Source organism: Paraburkholderia sp. NPDC080076 (assembly GCF_050281145.1).
In the GTDB taxonomy this organism is placed as follows: Bacteria; Pseudomonadota; Gammaproteobacteria; order Burkholderiales; family Burkholderiaceae; genus Paraburkholderia.
Map to the genome: position 1 here is coordinate 213,499 of NZ_JBNNWQ010000010.1, position 22,553 is coordinate 236,051.

A 22,553-nucleotide genomic window follows, 5' to 3' on the forward strand; every position below is an offset into this window, starting at 1 on the left:
GGTGTCTTCAGAAAGAGTTTAGGCGCGCGCCGCGTTGGAGCGACGGCTCACCACGACGATCATCACGAGGCACAGCGTCAGCGCGGTGAGCATCGTGCTGATGGCGGCAATGGTCGGATCGATCTCGTCGCGCAACGTCACGAACATGCGGCGTGTCAGCGTCTGGTTCGAACCGCCCGACACGAATAGCGCGACCACCGTTTCGTCGAGCGCCTGAATGAATACGAACACCGCGCCGGAAATCACGCTTGCCTTGATCTGCGGCAGCGTCACCGTCATGAAGCTGCGAAAACGATTCATGCCGAGACTGCGCGCGACCATCTCCTGCGTGCGGTCGAAGGTGCGCAGATCGGCGCCGACCGAGATCAGCACATACGGCAACCCGAGCATCGTATCGGCGAGAATCAGGCCGCCGAGCGTATTCACGTAGCCCGCCTGAGAGTACACGAAGAACACGCCCACCGCGACGATGATGATCGGCACCATCAACGGCAGCATCAGCAGCGTGCGCAGATAGCGCATGATCCAGTGCGTGCCGTTCTGGATCGCGTACGCGGCGGCCACGCCGAGCGGCGTGGCGATCAGCGCGGCGCAGATCGAAGCGGTGAGCGTGGTGCGCGCGGCGTCGATCCATGCGGGGTTGTCGAAGAACGAGTGATACCAGCGCAGCGAGTAGGCGGGCGGCGGGAAGGTCATGAAGCGCGTGTCGGAGAACGATAGCGGCACCACGATCAGCACCGGCACCATCAGGAACAGCAGAATCAGCACGACGGTCGCGCCGAGGACGATCCGTCCGAACGGGAGTTTGTTCATTTCGCGCCCAGAGTCTTTTCGAGTGGCACCACGCGGCTCGCGGCATAGAAAATCGCGAACACGCAGATCAGCAGCACGACGCTCACCGCACTCGCCGCGCCCCAACTGTTGTAGATCTCGACGTTGCGGCTCACCACCATCGACACCATGATCGACTTGCCGCCGCCCATCAGTTCAGGCGTGATGTAGAAGCCGAGGCACAACACGAACACGAGCGTCACGCCGGCGAACACGCCGCTCATCGACAGCGGCAGGAACACGCGCAGGAACACGTGCAGCGGCGAGCCGCCCAGGCTCGCGCCGGCTTGCGAGAGATTCGACGGGATTTTCTGCATCGCCGAATAGAGCGGCAGCACCATGAACGGCAGCAGGATATGCACCATTGCGATGACCGTGCCGAACTGGTTGTAGGCGAGCTGCACCGGCCGGTCGACCAACCCTGAGGCGATCAGCGCCTTGTTCACGAGCCCCGTGCGCTGCAACAGCACGAGCCACGCGTAGGTGCGCACGAGTACGCTGGTCCAGAACGGCAGAATCACCATGCCGAGGACGAGCGCGCTCAGCTTCGGCGGCAACGAGGCGGCGAAGTAGGCCACCGGATAGCCGAGCAGGAGCGTGATGACAGTCACGACGATGCTCAGCTTGAACGTCAGCAGAAACGTTTCAAGGTAGGCGCCGGTGAACATGCGGCGGTAGTTTTCGAGCGTAAAGCCGTCGTGATAGATGGACTGCCACGACAGCCACGCGAGCGGCACCACCAGCAGCACGACGATCACGAGGAGCGCCGGCGTCATCAGGAGAAGCATCGTGCGATCCTCGCGGCGCTGATAGCGCGCGGCGGGATCGGACTCGGTGGCCTGCATCAAGGTGGTTCCCTGGAGCATCCGTTTGGCGGTTGTCATCATGCACCTACGGCGTCGAGAAACTGATACCACGCCGCGACGAGTCTCACACCCGGCGCGCGCAGCGAATGAAAGGGCACGGGCCGCAGGCCGGGCGCGCCGAGCAGCGAGAGCTCGGGCGTTTCGCCGAGCGCGAGCGCGGCGGCATGCTGGCCGAGCAGGCTCGCCATCGCGACCCCCGCTCCGTTATACCCCAGACAAAAGGTCGTGGCGTCGTCGCTGCGTCCGACATGCGGCAGCGAATTGAACGTCATGCCCACATAGCCCGACCAGCGATAGTCCACTCGCACGTCCGCGAGATCGGGAAAGAGCGCGACCATCGCGCGTTGCAATGCGTCGAAGCCCGTTGTTTGCCCTTCCTTGCCGAACGCGTCGCGTCCGCCGAACAGCATGCGGCCGTCCACTTTGCGGAACCACTTCATCATGCGCCGCGTTTCGGTGTAGCTGCGGCGCTCGACCATGAGATGTGCGTCAAGCTCGGCGGGCAGGCGCTCGGTGGCGATCATCGCGCTGCGAAACGGCACGAGCTCGCGCTGATACGCCGAGGTCGCCGCCGTGAGATCGGAATACGCATTGGTCGCGACGATGACCTGCTTCGCGCGCACCGTGCCGCCGGGCGTGCGCAGCGTCACGCGCGTCTCGCCGGACGCGCGTTGCATCTGCTGTACCGGCGTCAATTCGTAGATCGGCACGCCGCGCAGCGTGAGTCCGCGCGCGAGTCCGCGCACGTACTCGAGCGGCAGAATGGTGCCGGCGTCCGCGCTCAGCACGCCGCCGACAAAGCCCTTCGAACCCGTCTCGTGCTCGATGGCGGCGCGCGATTGCACGGTCATCGAGGTATCGCCGAGATTCGTGCGAACCCAGTCGGCTTCGGCGCGAATCGCGGCGAACGCGGCCTCCGTGTGAGCGCAGCGCAGGCTGCCGGTATGTTCGAAGCGGGCGCGCGTCAACTGGAATTCGTCGACCAGCGTCTCGACGACGCGCACGCCTTCATGCGCGAGACGATGCATGCGCTTCGCGGTATCGAGACCGTGCAGCTTGTCGATGGTGGGAAACGACAGTCTGAACTTCGACGACACCACGCCGCCATTGCGCCCGCTCGCACCCCAGCCGACCGGATTCGCATCGAGCACCACGCACTCGACGCCGCGCTTTTGCAGCGCATACGCGGCGGCGAGGCCCGAGTAGCCCGCGCCGATCACGGCGACCTCGACTTCGAGATCGCGGGCGAGCGGCACGCCGGTGCTGACCGCCGCACCGGCGCCTGGCGATGCCGCGAGGAGCGCCCGCCAGAGCGAATCAGGCGCGGGCGTGTGCAGTGTCATCGGCGCAAGCATCGGCTCAGGCCGCGAGACGCGCTTCGGCTTCGACGGCGTCCGCAAGCGCGCCGAGCGTCGCGAACTTGAAGGTCGGCGTGGTCACGGTTTCCGGCACGGGCGTGGCGCCGAAGCCCTTCACGTTCTGACGGCGTTCGATCCAGCAGGTTGCGTAGCCGAGCTTCGTGGCGATGCCGATGTCGTGATACTGGCTTTGCGCGGTGTGCAGGATTTCGCCGAACTTGTAGCCGAACGCTGCCTGACGGCCGCGGTTGTATGCGAAGAACTGCGGGTCGGGTTTGGCGACGCCGGTTTCGTCGCAGCAGACGGTGTCGTCGAACGGATCGCCGAGCGTGTGCGCATAGGCCGAGAGCGCCACGCGGTCCGCGTTGGTCATCGCGACCAGGCGGAAATGTTTGCGCAGACGCTTGAGCGCCGCGACCGAATCCGCGAACGCCGGCCATTCGAGCACGTCGCGCTGGAAGGCGGCGGCCGATTGCGCGTCGTCGGGCAGACCGAGTTCTTTCGCGAGCGAGAGATAGACGTTCGCCATTTCGTGGCTCGACCGGCCCGGATAGGTCGCGCGGCCACGCATGTACGGTTCGAAGATCTGGTCGTCGGTCAGGTCCTTCGCTTTCGGGCCGCCAATGCGCCGCACGGAGGCGAGCACGCCGCGCTCGAAGTCGATGAGTGTGCCGACGACGTCGAACGTCAGGACCTTGAAATCGGTGAGCTTCATGAAATCATCCTTTTGCAGTATGCGGTGAATCGGAGAGAGAGTGCCCCACGCGTGGGCGGAGAAAATCAGGCGGGCACGACGATCGTGTCCTGCGGGTCGAGCGTCACGCTCATCTGTGCGCCCGGCTGCGGGATGCGGCGGCGTGCGTCGTGGCCGCCGGGCTGCCGGAGACTGATGGCGGTGCCGTCGGCGAGCGCGGCGAACACGCGCAGGCTTTCGCCCTGATACAGCACCTCGGTGACGCGGCACGACAGACGGTTCACGCCTTCCTGGCGCTCGCCGCCGTCGATCACGAGTTTTTCGGTCTGCACCGCGAGCAGCAGTTTGTTGCCATGCGGCAGCGGATGCGCGGTGCGCAGCACGGTATCGCCGAGACGCACGGCGTCGTCGCCGGCGCGCGTCACGTCGAGCAGCGTCGCCTCGCCGATGAAGCTCGCCACGAACGCGTCGCACGGCCGGTCGTAGAGCCGCTCGGGCGTGTCGATCTGCACCAGCCGGCCGTTCTTCAGCACGGCCACGCGGTCGCTCATGGTGAGCGCTTCGCGCTGGTCGTGCGTCACGTAGACGATCGTCGCGCCGAGCTTGCGATGCAGCCGGCGCAGTTCGATCTGCATGGTTTCGCGCAGTTGCTTGTCGAGTGCCGAGAGCGGCTCGTCCATCAGGATCAGTTGCGGCTCGAACACCATTGCGCGAGCGAGTGCCACGCGCTGCCGCTGACCGCCGGAAAGCTGGCTGATGCCGCGGCTCTCGTAGCCGGAGAGTTCGACCATCGCGAGCGCGTCGGCGACTTTCTTCGCCCACGTGCCTTTCGGCAGACGGCGCGCGCGCAGCGGAAACGCCACGTTCTCGCCGACGCTCATATGCGGAAACAGCGCGTAGTTCTGAAACACGATGCCGATGTCGCGTTTGTGCGGCGGCGCGAATGTAATGTCGCGTTCGCCGACCCAGACCGCGCCCGAACTCGGCTGCACGAAGCCGCCGAGAATACCGAGCAAGGTGGTCTTGCCCGAGCCCGAAGGGCCGAGCAGCGAGACGAATTCGCCGGGGGCGATGTCGAGTGAAACGTCGTCGAGGGCCACGACCTGGCCATAACGTTTCGCTGCCGATCGGATCGAAACACCTGTTTTCGCTCGTGCGTCCATTGCGTCCTGTCTCGCTGAAGAAGCCTGCGTTAGGGAAAATATAGGCTGCGTCCTTTTTGGCGGCAATTCCCAAATTGTTGGAGAAGGCATAACATCAGGTCATGCCTAACCTTCGCAAAAAACTTCCGAGCGCCAATGCGCTGTTCGTGTTCGAAGCTGCCGCGCGCTGCGGCAACTTCACTCGCGCGGCGCAGGAGTTATATGTGAGCCAGCCCGCGGTGAGCCGCATGCTGGCGCGCATGGAAGACCATCTCGGCGTGCGCCTGTTCGAGCGGGTGCGCGGCGGCATCGAGCTGACCGAGAACGGCAAGATCCTTTACCGGAAGATTTCCGAGGGCTTCAACGGCATTGAAGGCGCGATCCGCGAGATCGAGGCGCGGGCCACGGGTGTGGAGTCGGTCACGTTGTCGGTGTCCACGGCCTTCACCACGCACTGGCTGATGCCGCGCATGAACCGCCTGAATCAGGCGTTCCCGAACGTCGACTTGCGGTTTCAGTTGATCTCGGGGCGGATCGGCGGGCCGCTCGTCGACGTCGATCTCGGCATGCGCTTTCGGCGCGAGGACGAGATCGGCGAGAACAGCGTGCTGGTCATGCCGGAGACGCTGCTGCCGGTGTGCAACCGGCGTTATGACGAAACCGCCGCCACGGAGGCGGGGCGCGCGCATGGCGACACGGTGATCGTCATGGACGACGGCGAGCGCGGCTGGCATGAGCGCTTTGAAGCGTTCGCCGCACACGGGCGGCACGCCGCGAGCATGCTGAGCTTCAACGACTACGCGATCGTCGTGCAGGCCGCGTTGCTCGGCCAGGGCGTCGCGCTCGGCTGGCTCAACGTGGTGTCGCACTGGCTGCTGGAGGGCGCGCTTCAGCCAGCGGAACAGGAACTGATCGTCACGAACCGGCGCTGCTGTCTGGTGTGGCCGGAGAGCCGCGCGCTGCGGCCGGCCGCGGCCGACGTGCGCGACTGGATCATCGAGGAAACGCGCGCCGACGTGCGCGCGGTCGATCGCGCGTATCCGAAGCTCGGGCTGCGCCGCTCGCTGGCCGACGCGGGATTGGCGATCGGGTAGGGTTCGCGGGCGCTCAGCGACTTTTCTGACGCAGTGCAATTCTGCCGCCGTCGCTTCGAGGCTGGTTCTCGACGTCATTATTCGGTCACGAACCTCACGCAGTATTACCGACGGCCTTCAATCGGCCGACGGGCCGCAGGCCGGCCCGCCTTCACTTCTTTCGCACCTCCACGCGGACCAGGCGCCCATGTACGACGCCGCGCACCCGATCCGTCGACAACAAGCATTCCACTCAAGGAGACACCGTGGCTCGTTCAAGAATCTTTGCTCTGACGGCGATCGCTTCGTCGCTTTTCGTCGCAACGGTCGCGCATGCTGGCGTCGATCTTATTGCGGTTGGCCAACTGAGCGGCCTCACGGGCGATCTATCGAAGGAAACCGCGGCGCCACTGGAGAACGGTGTGGCGGGCAATCTGCTCGGCGGCCTCGGTTCGGGCATCGGTTACGCGGGCTGCCATACGTTCGTCGCCGTGCCGGACCGTGGCCCGAATGCCGTGTCGTACAACGCGGCGATCGACGACACCGCCTCGTATATCAACCGTTTTCAGACCTTGCGCCTGCGTCTGAAACCCGGCGCGGCCGGCGCCTCGCTTCCGTACACGATGACGCCGACCCTGCTCGCCACGACGCTGCTCCACACCAACGACAGGCTGGTGTATGGCACAGGCGCTGCCGCGGGCGTACCTAACGGCGCGCCGGCGCTCAACCGCCGCAATCACACCAGCTACTTCACCGGCCGCTCGGACAACTTCGATCCGACGCGCCTGTCGACGGACGACCGCGACGCGCGCTTCGATCCCGAAAGCGTGCGCGTGAGCAATGACGGCGACAGCGTCTTCATCTCGGACGAATACGGCCCTTACGTCTATCGTTTCGATCGCCGCAGTGGCCGCCGCATCGACACATATAAGCTGCCGGACGCATTCGCGGTTGCCACGCTGAGCCCGATCGGCAACGATGAAATATCGGAGAACACCTCGGGCCGCGTCGCCAACAAGGGCATGGAAGGCCTCGCGATCTCGCCGGACGGCAAGACGCTGTTCGGCGCAATGCAAAGCCCGCTGATCCAGGATGGCGGCACGAACGGCGCGTACACGCGCATCGTCAGGATCGACGTGCGCACCGGTAGGACGACCCAGTTCGCGTATCCGCTGACGAACATCGGCACGGCGGCCAAGCCTAAATATCCGACCATCAGCGACGTGGTCGCCGTCAACGATCATGAATTGCTGATGGACGAGCGGGACGGGCAGGGGCTGGGCGATAACTCGACGGCCGTGTTCAAGAAGGTGTTCCATATCGACCTGAACGGCGCTCAGGACGTCAGCAGCGCGAGCGGCGAGGCCGGCCTCGCGCCGTACGCGGTGCAGAAGACGCTGTTTCTGGATGTGGTCGCCACGCTCACCGCGCACGGCTACAACGCGAACGATATTCCGGCGAAGCTGGAGGGTCTCGCGTTCGGTCCTGACGTCGTGGTCGGCGGTGTCAAGAAGCACACGCTGTTCGTCGCTAACGACAACGACTTCCTGGGCACGATCACCGACACCAACCATCCGGCCGGCATTGCGAACCCGAATCAGTTTTTCGCCTTCGCGTGGGACCCGAGCGACTTGCCGGCGTACGTCGCGCAAAAACTGCCCGGCGTGGATGACGATCGTCACGGCGATCATCGTCATGACCACGGTGACTCGGACCGCGCGTGCGGCCCCGATCGCGACGACGATCATTGAGCCGCTGACGCGCGCCTCGCATTTCCCGACGCGCATTGAAGCAACAGAAGGGCGGCGCCGGCCGATGCCGGCGCCGCTACATCAAGCTAAGCGTCAGCGCCTTGCGCCACGATCAGATCGAGCGAGCCCGCGAGAATCGATCTGGCGAGTTCGGGGTCGTCGACGGCGCGCGCGAGCGTCACCGCGCCGACGATGGTCGCGACGATACCGAGCGCCAGGTTTTCGCTATCGCCGGCCAACGTCTGCGCGATTCGCGATGCCAGCTTGTGCACGTATTGCGTGAGACGATCGCGAACTTCCGGTGCCGCGTGCCGCGCCTCACCGGCAAGCGCGCACAACGCGCAGCCGTTGCCCGGATTCTTGATGTGTTTCTCGCTGAGAAACATTTCGCCTAACGCCCGCAACGGTTCTTTCTTCGCCGACCCGTTCGAATTCGCCGCCGCGATCGAAGCGGCGATACGTTTCTCGCTTTGCGCGACGGCATATTCCAGCGCCTCGACGATCAACGCGTCACGCGACTCGAAGTGGCCGTAGAACGCGCCATGCGTGAGGCCGGCGCGCCGCATACAGTCCGCCACGCCGAGCGCCTCGATCCCGTCTTCCCGAATCTGCCGCGCCGCCGTTTCCAGCACACGCTGACGGCTTTCTGCTTTTTGCGCCTGCGAGTAGCCCATTTCCGTCACCCCTCTTGACAATCTGCATGATGAGCATAATACTGAAAATGTGCATGATGATCAACATGCAGATTGTTCGATGAGGGCGTCTTTGCGGATGTCCGTACGCGGCGGCGTTTTTGGGCCGCCTAACCGTTACAGGCGTCGCACGGCCGTGTTTTCCGGCACGTTGGCGGCGCAATCGAGGAGAGAGATGATGCGTTTCACGGGAAAAACAGCGTTGATTACCGGTGGGAATAGCGGTATTGGTTTCGTCACGGCGAAGCTGCTGATTGCCGAAGGCGCGCAGGTGGTGATCACCGGCCGCGACAGTGCGAAGCTGGATCAGGCCGTGTCCGAACTCGGCGAAAATGTGCTGGGCGTGCGGGCCAATCTGGATAACGAAGCGGATATCGACTCGTTGTTCGAACAGATCAAGAGCAAATTCGGGTCGCTCGATATCGTGTTCGCCAACGCCGGCATCTCCGGTCCGACGCCGCTCGGCGGCACGACGGCCGCGGCGTTCGAGGCGATTCTTCGCACCAATCTGACCGCGGTCTTTCTGACGGTGCAAGCCGCATTGCCGTTGATGAGCGAGGGTGGCGCGGTCGTGTTGAACGGTTCGGTGATGCGCGAACTCGGCTCGCCTGGTTCGTCGGCGTATTCGGCCACCAAGGCCGGCATCACGGGCATGGCGAAGGTCTTCGCGTCGGAGTTGGTGCAGCGTGGTATTCGCGTGAATACAGTCATCCCCGGCGGCACGCGCACGCCGATCTGGACGCGTGGCGCGCGCGAAGGCGCGACGCTCGACGGAACCGAACAGGCTCTCGCGCCGCGCGTTCCGATGGCGCGCCTCGCCGCGCCGGAAGAAGTGGCGGCAGCAGTGCTGTTCCTTGCTTCCGGCGATGCGTCGGGAATGACGGGCGCGGAGATCGTCGTGGATGGCGGTACGATCGGAGCCCCGTGGGGCGCGCCGATTTTCCGTCAGGCTTGATGCGGCGGTAGCGATAGACAGCCGCGCCGGACGACGAATCGGCGGCGCGGCTATCGATTCAATACGCCCCGCTCACCAGATTGTTCGGCGCACCATCGACGAAGTTCTCGATGTTATCCATCAACTGATTCGCCAGACTCTGCTGCGCCTCGTCCGACGCCCACGCCACGTGCGGCGTCAGAATCACATTCGGCCGGCCGGCGGCGCGCAACAGCGGGTTATCGTCGGCGGGCGGCTCGGCTGCGGTCACGTCGAAACCCGCGCCGCTGATCAGCCCTTCATCGAGCGCCTGCACGAGCGCCGCTTCGTCGACGAGTCCGCCGCGCGCCGTGTTGATGATCAGCGGCCGGCGTTTCATCGCGCGAAACTCGGGCATGGCGAGCATGTTGCGCGTGTGCGGGGTGAGCGGACTGTGCACGGTGATGATGTCGCTGGTCGCGAGCACTTCATCCCACGGCGTGTACAGCGGGCCGAGCCCTTCGCGTCCCTTGTGCGCGGCGAACATCGGCTGCATGCCGAAGGCTTTGCCGAGTTCCGCCACGCGCTGCCCAAGCACCCCTTCACCGATGATGCCGAGCCGTGCGCCGGCCAGATCGTGAATCGCATGCGTGAAGAAGCAGAACTGCCCGGACTTTTGCCACTCGCCGGCGAGCACGTCGTCGCGATAGGCGACCAGATTGCGCCGCAGCGCGAGAATCAGCGCGAACGTATGCTCCGGCACGGTGTTGATCGCATAGCCGCGAATATTGCTCACCGCAATGCCGAGCCGCTGGCAAGCTGCCTTGTCGACGCAATCCGTACCGGTCGCGGCCACCGCAACGAGTTTCAGATCGGGCAATTGCTCCAGCACTTCGCCGGTTAGCGCGACTTTGTTGGTAATCGCAATCGATGCGCCAGCGAGGCGCTGGATTATTTGATCCGGCGTTGTGCGGTCGTGCTCGATCAACTGATGCTCGAAGCGCGGCTCGCGCAATACGATCTGCGGGGCGAGGGTCGTGCGGTCCAGAAAAACGATTTTATGCATGGTCATGTCCCCGATGATTTACAGATGCCGCTTCGCTTCAGCGACGATATGCTGCGCGGTGATGCCGAAGTGCTCGTACAGCGTCTCCGCCGAAGCCGACGCGCCGAAACCCGTCATGCCGACAAAGCTGCCGCGTTCGCCGAGATAGCGGTCCCAGCCGAAACGCAACGCCGCTTCCACGCCGACTCGCACGGTGCCGGAACCGAGCACGGCTGCGCGATAGGCGTCGTCCTGTTCGTCGAAAATCTCCCAACACGGCATGGACACCACGGCCGTTGCAATGCCTTCGTCCTGCAACTGGCGGCGCGCCTGCAAGGCCAACGCGACTTCGGAACCGGTTGCCAATAGCGTCACCGCGCGCGCGCCGCCCTCGGCTTCGGCCAGCACGTAAGCGCCGCGCTGCGAGAGCGGCTCGGCGCTATATTCACGGCGCACCAACGGCAGCGCCTGGCGCGCGAACACCAGCGTGCTCGGCCCGCGCCGATGTTGGAGCGCGAGCGCCCAGCACTCGGCGGCTTCGACGGCATCGGCGGGACGCAGCACGAGCATGTTCGGCATCGCGCGCAGCGAGGCGAGAATTTCGACGGGCTGATGCGTCGGTCCATTTTTGCCGACACCGATCGAATCGTGGCTGAACACGTAGTGAACCGGCAGGCCCATCAGCGCGGCCATGCGCATGGCCGGACGTTGATAGTCGGAGAACGCCAGGTAGGTGACGCTGGTCGCGATCACGCCGCCGTGCGCGGCCATGCCGTTGGCCATCGAGCCCATCACGTGTTCACGCACGCCGCAATGGACGTAGGCGCCGCTGCGGTCCTCAGCGGTAAAAGCATGCAACCGGCGCTTGTGGCCGGTGGGCGCTTCGAGATCGGCGCAGCCGACCATGCGTTCCGGCAACAACGGCGCAAGCAGATCGCTGATCTCGCCCGATACGGTGATGCCGGGCTGCGGCTCGTCGCGCTCCACGGCGCGCTTGCGATAGTCGTCGAGCACGTCGCGCCAGCCTTGCGGCAGATGGCCTGACTGGATCCGTTCGAACTCGTCGCGCTGTGCGGCGGGCAACGCAGCGAGACGTTCGTGCCATGCGTAATACTGCGGGTCGCTACGCCGTCCTGCCGCGCGCCATGCTGCCAGAATCTCCGCGGGTATCTCGAACGGCGCGTGCGGCCAGCCGAGTGCGTCGCGGGCCGCATCGGCGTCCGGCTGGAACAGCTTGCCGCTGTGGCCGCCGCGCTGTCCTTGCAGGCGCGCAATGCCGCGGCCGATCACGGTCTTGCACGCGATCATCGAAGGCCGCGGGTCCGCGCGCGCGATCGTCAGCGCCGCCGACACCGCTTCGAGATCGTGCCCGTCGATTTCGACCACATGCCAGCCGCCGACGCGAAAGCGCGCGCAGACGTCCTCGCTGATCGAGAGGGAAGTGCTGCCATCGTCGGTAATCTGATTGTCGTCCCAGCAGAGGATCAGCTTGCCCAGTTGCAGATGCCCGGCCAGCGAAATCATCTCCTGACCGATGCCTTCCTGCAGACAGCCGTCGCCGACAAACGCATACGTGTAGTGGTCGATGAGGTCGCTGCCGAATTTCGCCGCGAGATACGCTTCGGCGATCGCCATGCCGAATGCGTTGGCGATGCCCTGGCCGAGCGGGCCCGTAGTGGCCTCGATACCGTGCGCGGGTTCGTACTCGGGATGGCCCGCGCAATGCGAGCCTAGCTCGCGAAAGGTCTTGATCTGTTCCAGCCCGATCGCGCCATATCCGGTGAGATACAACAGCGAGTACAGCAGCAGCGAGCCGTGGCCGTTCGACAGCACGAAGCGGTCGCGGTCGGGCCAGGTCGGATCGGCGGGATTGAATTTCAGGTGACGCGTGAATAGCGCGGTCGCGATTTCCGCCATGCCGAGCGGCACGCCCTGATGGCCTTCGCCGGCGCGCAGAATCGCATCGATGGAGAGGAAACGGATCGCGTCGGCCAAGGGCAACGGCGCCGCTTGCGCGGCTGATACCGACGCGACCTGCGGCGGTGAAGTGATCGAAGCAGACGAAGCGTTCGGTGCAACAGATAGGGCTTCGGTGGTGGACATGGCAAAAGGCTCCTCTACGCCGCTGCGTCATGCGCCGCGGGCGGTGATCGGACAAAGCTAACGAACCGGCCCGAAGAAACGGGCGGAAGAACATCGCGCGAGGCGGGGCACGCCGCATGCCTCGCGCTTGAAGGACTCAATGGCTCAATGCAGGAAGCCCGTCGAAATCCACGGCACGGCGGCCACGATGATCAGCCCGGCCATCAACGCGGCGATGTAGCCGAGAATCGGCTTCATGCCTTCGTCCGGATGGATGCGGCTCACCGCGCAAGCGGAGTAGTAGCCCACGCCGAACGGCGGCGCGAAGAGGCCGACGCCCATCGAGAGGATCACGACCATCGCGTAATGCACGTCGTGGATATGCATGGCCCGCGCAATCGGAAACATCAGCGGGCCGAATAGCACGATGGCCGGAATGCCTTCGAGTACGCTGCCGAGAATCACGAACATGCAGATCGACGCCGCCATGAACATCGCCGCGCCGCCCGGCAAACCGCCCAAGGTCTGCGCGAGTTGCCCCGAGAAGCCGGACTGCGTCAACGCCCACGCCATGGCGGTGGCCGCGCCGATGATCAGCAGGATCGCGCCGGACAGCGTCGCGGTATCGATCAGCATAGGCTTGAGGCGCGTCCACTCGAAACGGCGGTAGATCAGCAAGCCGGCCAGCACCGCATAGGCAATGCCGATGGTGGAGACTTCGGTCGCCGTCGCAATGCCTTCGACCACCGCCGCGCGAATCACGAACGGCAGCGCGATTGCCGGAAACGCGATCACGAGCTTGCGCAGAATCTCGCCGCGAGTCGCACGCTTGACGCCCGACATGTCTTCGCGCCGATAACGCCACTGCACGACGATGCACAGCGTGATCGCCAGCACGATGCCCGGCAGCATGCCGCCGGTGAAGAGCGCCGAAATCGACACGCCGGTCACCGAGCCGAGCGTGATCAGCACGAGGCTAGGCGGAATCGTTTCGGTCTGCGCGCCGGTCGCGGCGAGCAGCGCGACCAGGTCGCCGGGTTTCGCGCCGCGCGCTTTCATCTCCGGAAACAGGACCGGCGCGACCGCCGCCATGTCGGCGGCTTTCGATCCCGAGATGCCCGACACCAGATACATGGCGCCGACCAGCACGTACGAAAGACCGCCGCGCACGTGGCCGAGCAGGCTCGCGAGAAACGCGATCATCGCCGCCGCCATGCCGGTCATTTCGATCAGCTGGCCGAGAAACACGAAGAGCGGCACGGAGAGCAGGATCAGATGCGACATGCCTTCGTCCATCCGGCCGACCACCACCGGCATCGGCGTGTTCGTGGTCAGAGCGAGATAGCCGAAGGTGGCGAGTCCGAACGAGAACGCGATGGGCACGCCGCTCAGCACGCCGAGCGCCACGAGGCCGACGAAGAAGATCAGCAGGTTCAGATTGCCGAGGTCGCGTAATACCGGCCCGAGCGCGATGAAAATGCCGACCAGCGCGCCGACCGACGCGAGCGCGCCCAGCACGAGGCGCCAGTTGCTCATGCGCGCGAGCCGCACCACGGCGACCAGCAGCATCAGCGCCGAGCCGACCGGCAACGCGGCGGCGCGCCACGAGTTCGACAGTTCGAGCGCGGGTGTGGTGATGAACGACTCGTCCTGCGCGAAGCTGATTGCCGGGCCGATCACCATCGCGAGAAACGCGATCGGCGCGGCGATCGCCACCACGTCGAGGAACGCGCGCACGCCTGGCGGCGCCATGCCCACGAGCGCCGTCATCCGCATATGCTCGCCGCGCCGCAAGGCGATCACGGCGCCGAGCATGGCGAGCCAGAGGAACAGCATCGAGGCGAGCTCGTCGGACCAGACGAGCGGCGAGTGCAGGATATAGCGGCTCGTCACACCGGCCAGCAGCACGACGATTTCGGCGAGCACCAGCAAGGCGGCGGGAATCTCCACCAGGTGCCCGAGCGCCGAATCGAGCGCACAGGCGAAGCGGTGCTGCCGCTCGTGCGAATATGAGATCGTGGTCATCGCATTACCCCAGTTTTCCGACGGACTTCTCCAGCAGACTCCAGGCTTCGTCGCCGTATTTGCTCTTCCAGTCGTGGTAGAAGCTCGTCTTGGCCAGCGCGCCGCGGAACGACTCGCGGTCCACGTCGATGAAGGTGATGCCCTTCGTCTTCAGATCGTCGCGCAGCGAGCTGCTCAGCTTCGCGATGTCCGCGCGCTGCAGCATCGCGGCTTTTTCGAATTCGCGTGTGACGATGGCGCGGATATCCGCCGGCAGCCGTTCCCATGCGGCGCGGTTGCCGAGAATCCAGTAACCGTCCCACACGTGCGAAGTGAGGCTGATGTACTTCTGCACTTCGTAAAGCTTGGCTGTGGCGATGATCGGCAGCGGATTTTCCTGGCCTTCCACGACGCCGGTTTGCAGAGCCGAATACAGTTCGTTGAAGTTGATCGGAGCGGGACCGGCGTCGAGCGCCTTGAACAGCGAGGTCAGCATCGGCGCCTGCGGCACGCGGATCTTGAATCCTTTCAGATCGGCCGGCGCACGCAGCGCGCGCGTGGACGAACTGATCTGCCGGAAGCCGTTGTCCCACACCTTGCTGACCGATACGATGCCGGACTTGCCGATCTGCGCGCGAATGTAATTGCCGAGGTCGCCGTCCATCGCTTTCCACACCGCGTCGTAGTCCTTGAACGCGAAGCCGGTGTTGACGATGCCCGCGGCCGGCGTGAGCGTCGCGAGAATCGACGAGGCCTGGTTGAAGAACTCCACGCCGCCGTTGCGCACCTGCGAGAGCAGATCGGTGTCGGAGCCGAGCTGGTTCTGCGGAAACAGCTTGATGTCGAGGCGGCCGTTGGTCGCCTCGCGAATGTGATTGATCGCCTCCTGGGCGCGGATATTGACCGGATGAGTCGGGTCCTGGCCGGTGGCGAGCTTGTATGAAAACTCGGGCGCCGCCATGGCGCGCCGCGAGACGCTCCATAACGGCACGGCTGCGGACAAGGTCGCACCGGCTTTCAGAAAGGTGCGGCGGCTGATGCCCTGCGGGGCGTTCGAACGGTTAGTCATGGTGTCTTCCTCCAAACCTGGATCGCGCGTCGTTATGTTTTTCGAACTTCGAGCGCGGCGGCTGCACGTGTCGCGCGCCGCGCCTGGTTGTTATCTACTACTGTGTCTCCATCGCCGCCGCCGGCCTCCCGCCAGACGGCTCGTCCTGCTGGACGAATCGGCCTTGAATCAGCCGTGAATCAGCATGCCGCCGTTCACGTCGATCACCGCGCCGGTGATATACGAGGACAGGTCCGACGCGAGGAACAGGAACGCGCCGGCTACGTCGTCGGGCACGCCGAGGCGATTCAACGGAATGCCCGCGAGAATCTCGACGCGCTTGTCGTCGCTGATCTTGCCGGCGTTGATGTCGGTCTGGATCAGGCCCGGCGTCACGCAGTTCACGCGGATGCCGTCGTTGCCGAGCTCGCGCGCCATCGCTTTCGCTAGGCCGAGCACACCGGCTTTGGCCGCGGAATAGTGCGGGCCGCCGAGAATGCCGCCGCCGCGCTGCGCCGATACCGACGACATGCAGCCGATCGAACCGCTCTTCTGCTTCTTCATTTGCGGCACGACCGCTTGCGACAGGTACAGCACGCCGCGCAAATTGACATCGAGAATGCGATCCCAGCTTTCCGGGTCGATGTCGAGCAGCTTGGCCGCCTGGGTGATGCCGGCGTTATTGATCAGGATATCGATCGAACCCAAATCGGCGACGGTGCGCTCGACAGCAGCCTGGCATGCGCCGCGATCCGTGACGTTGCACACATAGCCGCGGTGCTCCGGCCCGATCGAAGCGGCGGCGTCGATCGCGGCCTTTTCGTCGAGATCGAAAATGGCGATGCGCGCACCATGAGCGGCGAATTTGCGTGCGGTCGCCATGCCGATGCCGCGCGGCGACGCGCCGCCGGAAATGACGGCGACCTTGCCGTCGAGAAGACGTGACTCTGACATGATGCGGATCTCCTGAGTGTGATGCTTATGTTGTGCTGCGTGGTTGGCAATCGGTGATTACGATTTGCCCTGCGGATCAATTCAATGCCTAGCGCAGCCAGCCTTTGATCGTGTCGCACATCGCCTCGGTGGAAATGCCGTAGCGGTCGTGCAGTGTCGGCAGCGCGCCGGCATCGAGAAAGGCGTCGGGCAGGCCGATCTGACGGAAGGGCGGCGTGACGCCGTTGGTCAGCAGCACGGTGGCCACCGCTTCGCCGAGGCCGCCGATCACCGTGTGGTTCTCCGCGACGATCACGAGACGCCCCGGCCGGCGCGCTTCGCGCAGCAGCGTGACGGCGTCGAGCGGCTTGATGGTCGGCACATGCAGCACGCCCACGTCGATGCGGTCCGTGGCGAGCGCCTTGGCCGTTTCGAGCGCACGCATCGTCATGATCCCGGACGAGATGATCAGCACTTCGGCGCCGTCGCGCAGCAGCTTGGCTTTGCCGAGTTCGAACTGGTAGTCGTATTCGTCGAGCACGACCGGCACGTTGCCGCGCAAGAGCCGCGCATACACCGGGCCGCGATGGTCGGCAATCGCCGGCACCATCTGTTCGATTTCGAGCGCGTCGCACGGATCGATCACCGTGAGGTTCGGCATCGCGCGGAACAGGGCGAGGTCTTCGGCCGCCTGGTGGCTCGGGCCGTAGCCGGTCGTGAGGCCGGGTAGTGCACAGACCAGCTTGACGTCGAGGTTGTCCTCGGCGATCGCCTGGTGGATGAAGTCGTAAGCGCGGCGCGCGGCGAACACCGCGTAGGTGGTGACGAACGGCTGCGCGCCTTCGTGCGCCATGCCGGCGGCGGCGCCCATCAGCAACTGCTCGGCCATCCCCATCTGATAGAAGCGCTCGGGGAATTCCTTCGCGAACAGATGCAGGTCGGTGTATTTGCCGAGGTCGGCGGTCATGCCGACCACTTCGGGCCGGTTGCGCGCCAACTCCACCAGCGCGCGGCCGAACGGCGCGGAGCGGGTGATCTGGCCTTCACCGGCGATCGAGGCGATCATCGCCGAAGTCTTCAGACGCGGTTTCGGTGCGGCGGCGCTCATACGGTTCTCCCGGCTTCCAGCGCCTGCAGCGCGAGTTGCCACTCGTGCGCATCGACGCGGATAAAGTGGTTCTTCTCGCGTGCTTCGAGGAACGGCACGCCACAGCCCATGCGCGTATCGCAGACGATGATCCGCGGCTGCGCTTCGGGATGCGCGCGCGCCGCATCGAACGCGGCGACTACCGCCGCGAGATCGTTGCCGTCCACGCGCTGCACGAACCAGCCGAACGCCTGCAACTTCTCGACCAGCGGCTCGAACGCCATGACTGCCGAAGACGGACCGTCGGCCTGCTGGTTGTTGACATCGACCATCGCGATCAGGTTGTCGAGCTTCCAGTGCGCGGCGGACATCAGGCCTTCCCACACCGCGCCCTCGTCGAGTTCGCCGTCCGAGAACAGCGTGTAGACGGTGGCGTCCGAACCCTTGCGCTTAAGACCGAGGCAGCGGCCGACCGCAATCGTCAGCCCCTGGCCGAGCGAGCCGCCGGACATCTCCATGCCGGGCGTATAGCTCGCCATGCCGGACATCGGCAGGCGGCTGTCGTCGCTGCCATAGGTCTCGAGTTCTTCGTCGGCGATGATGCGGGCTTCGATCAGCGCCGCGTACAAGGCGATCGCGTAATGACCGTTGGAGAGCAGGAAGCGGTCGCGGCCTTCCCAGTCGGGGTCGTCGGCGCGATAACGCATGGCGCGGAAGTAGGCGACCGCCAGCACGTCGGCAATGTCGAGCGCCTGGCCGATATAGCCTTGGCCTTGCACCTCGCCCATACGCAGCGCGTTGCGGCGGATCTGATAGGCGTGCTCCGCGAGTTCGGGATACGGCGCGGTTTCGCTGATGTTCACTGTTGTCTCCTAGGTCTTTTGCGTGGGCCGCATTGACGCCGCAGCCAGTGATGACAAGCGTAATCGCACGCCTGCAAGCGCTCAAACGAATTAAGATGGGTCGATAGATGAATTGAATTCACGTGGATGCTGCCATGCACAATCGCGTCACTCTCAAGTCGATACAAGCCTTCGAAGCGGCCGCCCGGCTTTCGTCGTTCGCGCTCGCAGCAGAAGAACTGTTCGTGACTCCCTCGGCGATCAGCCATCAAATCAAGCTGCTCGAAGAGCAATTGAGCATTCGTCTGTTTCATCGGCTGCATCGCACGGTGCTGCTGACGGACTCGGGGCGGCAATACGCAGAGGAAATCACGTCGGCATTCGCGCGCATCGATGCGGCCACGCGCGAGATCGGTCGCGTGGCGAAGAGCGACATCCTCACGATTCACTGCACGCCGAGTTTCGCGACCCAATGGCTGATGCCGCGCATCGCGCGCTTCAGCGCGGCGCATACCGATATCGACGTGCGTTTGAATGCGTCTTCGGAAGCGGCGGACCTGATTTCGGAAGCGGTCGATATCGACATTCGCTATGGTCCGCGCAAGCTGCAACCGGCCGGCACCCTGGTGCTGGAGTTGCCGCCGGAGACGATCGTGCCGCTATGCGCGCCGGCGCTGATGAGCGGCGACTATCCGCTCATCAGCGTCGCGGACCTGCAGCACCATCCGCTGATTCACAGCGAAGGTTGTCTGGTCGGCTGGCGGGACTGGATGCGTTTGCATCGGAAGACGCGGATCGATATTGGACGCGGGCCGCGCTTCGACCGTTCGTTCATGGCGTTGAGCGCCGCGGTCGACGGCCTGGGGGTGTGTCTGGAGAGCCTGCTGCTTGCGCAACGCGAACTGGAAACCGGGCGGCTCGTCGCGCCGTTCGGTGTGGAGGGACTCAGCGTGAATGGCTATACGTTGAATCTGTTGAAGTCGCGTGCCGACTTGCCGAAGCTGCGCAGCTTTCAGGACTGGCTGTTTGCTGAATTGGAAAGGTGAGATGCGCGGCCGGACTTCGAATGGCGAGGTTCGTCTGGCGATTCGCCGACGGAATTCCAGACGGGCTAGCCAGGCTTTCTCTCCAGTCTTGTGTTGTTGAAGGACGTCCCGTCCTGACGACGCATCACGCGACATCGCAGCCTTCAATGCATGGTGCGAGGCACTGTAGAGAACTTCAGATTGCTTAATTGTTCTGAATGCGGATCTTCGCCGGTCGGCGTTATCAGCGCGCGCCGTGCGTCGCGCCGCACGCTTTCATTGGGTCTTTTTTAATAACGATTAAGGACTTCGACAAGGACTCCGCGCAGCGCCGTCGATAAACTCGGTTCCAGTTTTTCACTCGCTGCTCGAGCGAGCACGGCAAGTCACTCAGACTGCTTTGTCCATTCAATACGGAGCCCGTAATGCCGAAAGAACTCTTGACCCCTGATTCATGTGCGGTTGCCCTGATCGACTATCAGCCGCAGATGTTCTTTGGAACGACGTCGCATGAGCGCACCACCATTCTGCACAACGTCCAGGCGATCGCAAAGGCCTCGAAGCTCTTCAAAGTCCCGACGATCCTGACCACGGTGGCCGCCAAGTCGTTCAGCGGCGACATGGTGCCGGAAGTGCAATCGGTGTTTCCGGAGTACACGCCGATCGACCGCACGTCGATGAACTCGTGGGAAGACGTGAATTTTCGCAAGGCCATCGAGGCGACCGGCCGCAAGAAGATCGTGATCGCCGGCCTGTGGACGGAAGTGTGCGTGTCGTTCCCGACTATCCAGATGATCAACGAAGGCTACGAAATCTACGTGCCGACCGACGCCTGCGGCGACATCACCACGGAAGCACACGAACGCGCGGTACAACGCATCATCCAGGCCGGTGCGGTGCCGATGACCTCGTTCCAGTACATGTTCGAACTGCAACGCGACTGGGGACGCAGCGAAACGTACGAAGGCTGCATGGACATCCTGAAGGCGCACAGCGCATACGGCATCGGCGTGCGTTACGCCAAGTCGATTCTCGGCGAGCACGCGAGCGAAGCCGGCTGATTCGCCGCAGCCGGCGTGACATGACGCCGGCCAATCCGTATCGACAGACGCCGGGCCGTTCGGCGGCGGCGTGCCGGCATCCCGATACGCCGTTGCCGGCCGCAGCACCTGTTCGAATGCTCGATGGAAGGCGCGCCCTGTGTGCGCCTCCAGGCCCCCCTGTTTCCCGATTTCCGGGCTTGCCCGGACATAGCTCCGCGCGCGCCGACCGGAGCGCTCTCCCATGAGGATCGCCATGACTTCCACACCTTCCGCGCCGACGCCGGCCGAGGTCGTCTTCTTCAACGGCAAGATCGCCACGCAGGACGACAAGCGCTCCTTCGCTGACGCGCTCGCCGTGGCGAACGGCCGCATCGTCGCCGCGGGATCGCGCGATGCCGTGATGCGGCACGCCAACGACGCCACGCGACACGTCGATCTGAAAGGCCGTACGGTCATTCCGGGCCTGAACGACTCGCACCTGCACATCATTCGAGGTGGCCTGAACTTCAACCTGGAGTTGCGCTGGGACGGCGTGCCGTCGCTGGCGGACGCGCTCGACATGTTGCGCAAGCAGGTGGCCCGCACGCCGGCGCCGCAGTGGGTGCGCGTGGTGGGCGGCTGGAACGAATTCCAGTTTGCCGAGCGCCGCGGACCGACGCTCGAAGAAATCAACGCGATTGCGCCGGATACGCCGGTGTTCATTCTGCATCTGTACGACAGTGCGCTTCTGAATGCAGCGGCGTTGCGCGCGGTCGGCTATACGAAAGACACGCCCAATCCTCCCGGCGGCGAGATCCAGCGCGATAAGCGCGGCAATCCCACGGGCATGCTGATCGCACGGCCCAACGCCGGGTTGCTGTACGCGACGCTCGCGAAAGGCCCGAAGCTCGCGCCCGAGGATCAGCGCAATTCCACGCGCCACTTCATGCGAGAGTTGAACCGCCTGGGCGTGACGAGCGCGATCGATGCGGGCGGCGGCTATCAGGCCTATCCCGACGACTACGCCGTCATCATGGACATGGCGAAGCACAGCGAACTGACCGTGCGTATCGCCTACAACCTGTTCACGCAGAACGCCAAAAAGGAAATCGAAGACTTCGCCAAGTGGGTGAAGATGACCAAGCCCGGCGAGGGCGACGATTTCCTGCGCATGAACGGCGCCGGCGAAATGTTGGTGTTTTCCGCGGCGGATTTCGAAGACTTTCTCGAACCGCGTCCCGATTTGCCGGACGCGCTCGAGGACGAACTGCAGGCGGTCGTCAAGCTGCTGGTGGCGAACCGCTGGCCGTTCCGTCTGCATGCGACCTACAACGAATCGATCGAACGCTTCCTGAACGTGTTCGAACGCGTAAACGCCGAGATTCCGTTCAACGGGCTGCGCTGGTTCTTCGATCACTGCGAGACCATCACGCAAAAAAATATCGAGCGTGTGCACGCACTCGGCGGCGGCATTGCGATCCAGCATCGCATGGCGTATCAGGGCGAGTACTTCATCCATCAATACGGCGAAGAGGCGGTGAAGCGCACGCCGCCGATCCGCCACATGCTCGACGCCGGCCTGCCGGTCGGCGCGGGCACGGATGCGACGCGCGTCGCGAGTTTCAATCCGTTCGTCTCGCTCTACTGGATGGTGTCGGGCAAGACGGTGGGCGGCACGTCGATGTATTCGAGCGAGAACAAGCTCGACCGGATGGAGGCGTTGCGCCGCTACACGGTGGGCAGCGCATGGTTCTCGAACGAGGAAGACCGCAAGGGCGCGCTGGTGCCCGGCCAGTTCGCGGACTTCGCGGTGCTCAGCGAAGACTACTTCTCGGTCGACGAGAGCCGCATCAAGTTCCTCACCTCGAACATGACGGTGGTGGGCGGCAAGGTGGTCTATGCGGACGACGAGTTCGCGCCGCTCGCGCCGCCCGACTTGCCGGTCAGTCCGTCGTGGTCGCCGGTCACGGAATTCGGCGGCTACAGCCGTTACAAGCCGACCGCGGTCGCGTGCGTGGACGGTTGCGTCAATCTGTGCGGCGTGCATGCACATGCGCACGGTTGGGCGTGGCGCAAGAACGTGCCGGTCAGCGATTCGAATGGTTTCTGGGGCGCGCTGGGATGTAGCTGTTTCGCGTTCTGACA

At 64.4% G+C, this 22,553-nt stretch carries 19 protein-coding genes; 6 read left to right on the forward strand and 13 right to left on the reverse strand.

Going from position 1 to position 22,553, the window contains the following annotated elements; genetic code table 11:
* Positions 1-18 precede the first annotated feature (18 nt).
* From ACQKRQ_RS32680 to ACQKRQ_RS32700, 5 genes are all read right to left on the reverse strand, one after another.
* Positions 19-813: an ABC transporter permease gene (locus ACQKRQ_RS32680; protein ID WP_132381733.1), complete on the reverse strand. Its 795-nt coding sequence runs from the start codon at positions 811-813 to the stop codon at positions 19-21.
* Positions 810-1,718, reverse strand: a complete 909-nt coding sequence (locus tag ACQKRQ_RS32685) for an ABC transporter permease (RefSeq protein WP_408177773.1) — start codon at positions 1,716-1,718, stop codon at positions 810-812. Before ACQKRQ_RS32685 ends, ACQKRQ_RS32680 begins: the two co-directional genes overlap by 4 nt.
* Positions 1,715-3,052: an FAD-dependent oxidoreductase gene (locus ACQKRQ_RS32690; protein ID WP_427481535.1), complete on the reverse strand. Its 1,338-nt coding sequence runs from the start codon at positions 3,050-3,052 to the stop codon at positions 1,715-1,717. The genes ACQKRQ_RS32685 and ACQKRQ_RS32690 overlap by 4 nt, the downstream gene beginning before the upstream one ends.
* Before the next feature lie 4 nt (positions 3,053-3,056).
* Positions 3,057-3,770, reverse strand: coding sequence for an HAD-IA family hydrolase (locus ACQKRQ_RS32695; protein WP_408286552.1), 714 nt, complete (start codon positions 3,768-3,770; stop codon positions 3,057-3,059).
* A gap of 65 nt (positions 3,771-3,835) precedes the next feature.
* Positions 3,836-4,912 (reverse strand): ABC transporter ATP-binding protein, encoded by a 1,077-nt coding sequence (locus tag ACQKRQ_RS32700; RefSeq protein WP_427481536.1) that lies wholly within the window; start codon positions 4,910-4,912, stop codon positions 3,836-3,838.
* Between the two features lie 101 nt (positions 4,913-5,013).
* Here ACQKRQ_RS32700 and ACQKRQ_RS32705 point away from each other — a divergent pair, with 101 nt between their 5' ends.
* Together ACQKRQ_RS32705 and ACQKRQ_RS32710 are read left to right on the forward strand one after the other, a co-directional pair.
* Positions 5,014-5,985, forward strand: coding sequence for a LysR substrate-binding domain-containing protein (locus ACQKRQ_RS32705; protein ID WP_408286551.1), 972 nt, complete (start codon positions 5,014-5,016; stop codon positions 5,983-5,985).
* Positions 5,986-6,230: 245 nt separating this feature from the next.
* Positions 6,231-7,715: an esterase-like activity of phytase family protein gene (locus tag ACQKRQ_RS32710; RefSeq protein WP_427481537.1), complete on the forward strand. Its 1,485-nt coding sequence runs from the start codon at positions 6,231-6,233 to the stop codon at positions 7,713-7,715.
* 86 nt (positions 7,716-7,801) lie between these two features.
* Here the strand turns inward: ACQKRQ_RS32710 and ACQKRQ_RS32715 are convergent, their stop codons facing one another.
* Entirely contained in the window at positions 7,802-8,389 is a 588-nt protein-coding gene (locus ACQKRQ_RS32715) for a TetR/AcrR family transcriptional regulator (RefSeq protein ID WP_132381747.1), read from the reverse strand.
* 196 nt (positions 8,390-8,585) lie between these two features.
* Here ACQKRQ_RS32715 and ACQKRQ_RS32720 point away from each other — a divergent pair, with 196 nt between their 5' ends.
* Entirely contained in the window at positions 8,586-9,362 is a 777-nt protein-coding gene (locus ACQKRQ_RS32720) for an SDR family NAD(P)-dependent oxidoreductase (RefSeq protein ID WP_427481663.1), read from the forward strand.
* Positions 9,363-9,420: 58 nt separating this feature from the next.
* Here the strand turns inward: ACQKRQ_RS32720 and ACQKRQ_RS32725 are convergent, their stop codons facing one another.
* From ACQKRQ_RS32725 to ACQKRQ_RS32755, 7 genes are all read right to left on the reverse strand, one after another.
* On the reverse strand, positions 9,421-10,386 hold the full coding sequence (locus tag ACQKRQ_RS32725) for a D-2-hydroxyacid dehydrogenase (protein ID WP_427481538.1): 966 nt from the start codon (positions 10,384-10,386) through the stop codon (positions 9,421-9,423).
* Between the two features lie 18 nt (positions 10,387-10,404).
* Positions 10,405-12,468 (reverse strand): transketolase, encoded by a 2,064-nt coding sequence (gene tkt / locus ACQKRQ_RS32730; RefSeq protein WP_427481539.1) that lies wholly within the window; start codon positions 12,466-12,468, stop codon positions 10,405-10,407.
* 144 nt (positions 12,469-12,612) lie between these two features.
* Positions 12,613-14,472, reverse strand: a complete 1,860-nt coding sequence (locus tag ACQKRQ_RS32735) for a TRAP transporter large permease subunit (protein WP_132381751.1) — start codon at positions 14,470-14,472, stop codon at positions 12,613-12,615.
* Positions 14,473-14,476: 4 nt separating this feature from the next.
* Entirely contained in the window at positions 14,477-15,520 is a 1,044-nt protein-coding gene (locus ACQKRQ_RS32740) for a TRAP transporter substrate-binding protein (RefSeq protein ID WP_132381753.1), read from the reverse strand.
* A gap of 168 nt (positions 15,521-15,688) precedes the next feature.
* Complete coding sequence (locus ACQKRQ_RS32745) at positions 15,689-16,453, reverse strand: SDR family NAD(P)-dependent oxidoreductase (RefSeq protein WP_427481540.1); 765 nt, start codon at positions 16,451-16,453, stop codon at positions 15,689-15,691.
* Positions 16,454-16,541: 88 nt separating this feature from the next.
* The gene (locus ACQKRQ_RS32750) at positions 16,542-17,540 is read right to left on the reverse strand and encodes a transketolase family protein (protein WP_427481541.1); all 999 of its coding nucleotides are present in this window, start codon (positions 17,538-17,540) and stop codon (positions 16,542-16,544) included.
* The gene (locus ACQKRQ_RS32755) at positions 17,537-18,382 is read right to left on the reverse strand and encodes a transketolase (RefSeq protein WP_408177784.1); all 846 of its coding nucleotides are present in this window, start codon (positions 18,380-18,382) and stop codon (positions 17,537-17,539) included. The genes ACQKRQ_RS32750 and ACQKRQ_RS32755 overlap by 4 nt, the downstream gene beginning before the upstream one ends.
* A gap of 134 nt (positions 18,383-18,516) precedes the next feature.
* Here ACQKRQ_RS32755 and gcvA point away from each other — a divergent pair, with 134 nt between their 5' ends.
* The 3 genes from gcvA (at position 18,517) to ACQKRQ_RS32770 (ending at position 22,551) form a co-directional block, all read left to right on the forward strand.
* Positions 18,517-19,407, forward strand: a complete 891-nt coding sequence (gene gcvA / locus ACQKRQ_RS32760; protein WP_408313861.1) for a transcriptional regulator GcvA — start codon at positions 18,517-18,519, stop codon at positions 19,405-19,407.
* 404 nt (positions 19,408-19,811) lie between these two features.
* Complete coding sequence (locus tag ACQKRQ_RS32765; protein ID WP_132381763.1) at positions 19,812-20,447, forward strand: hydrolase; 636 nt, start codon at positions 19,812-19,814, stop codon at positions 20,445-20,447.
* A gap of 235 nt (positions 20,448-20,682) precedes the next feature.
* Positions 20,683-22,551 carry an amidohydrolase gene (locus ACQKRQ_RS32770; protein ID WP_427481542.1) on the forward strand — a complete coding sequence of 623 codons (1,869 nt, stop codon included), beginning with the start codon at positions 20,683-20,685 and terminating at the stop codon, positions 22,549-22,551.
* Positions 22,552-22,553: the final 2 nt, after the last annotated feature.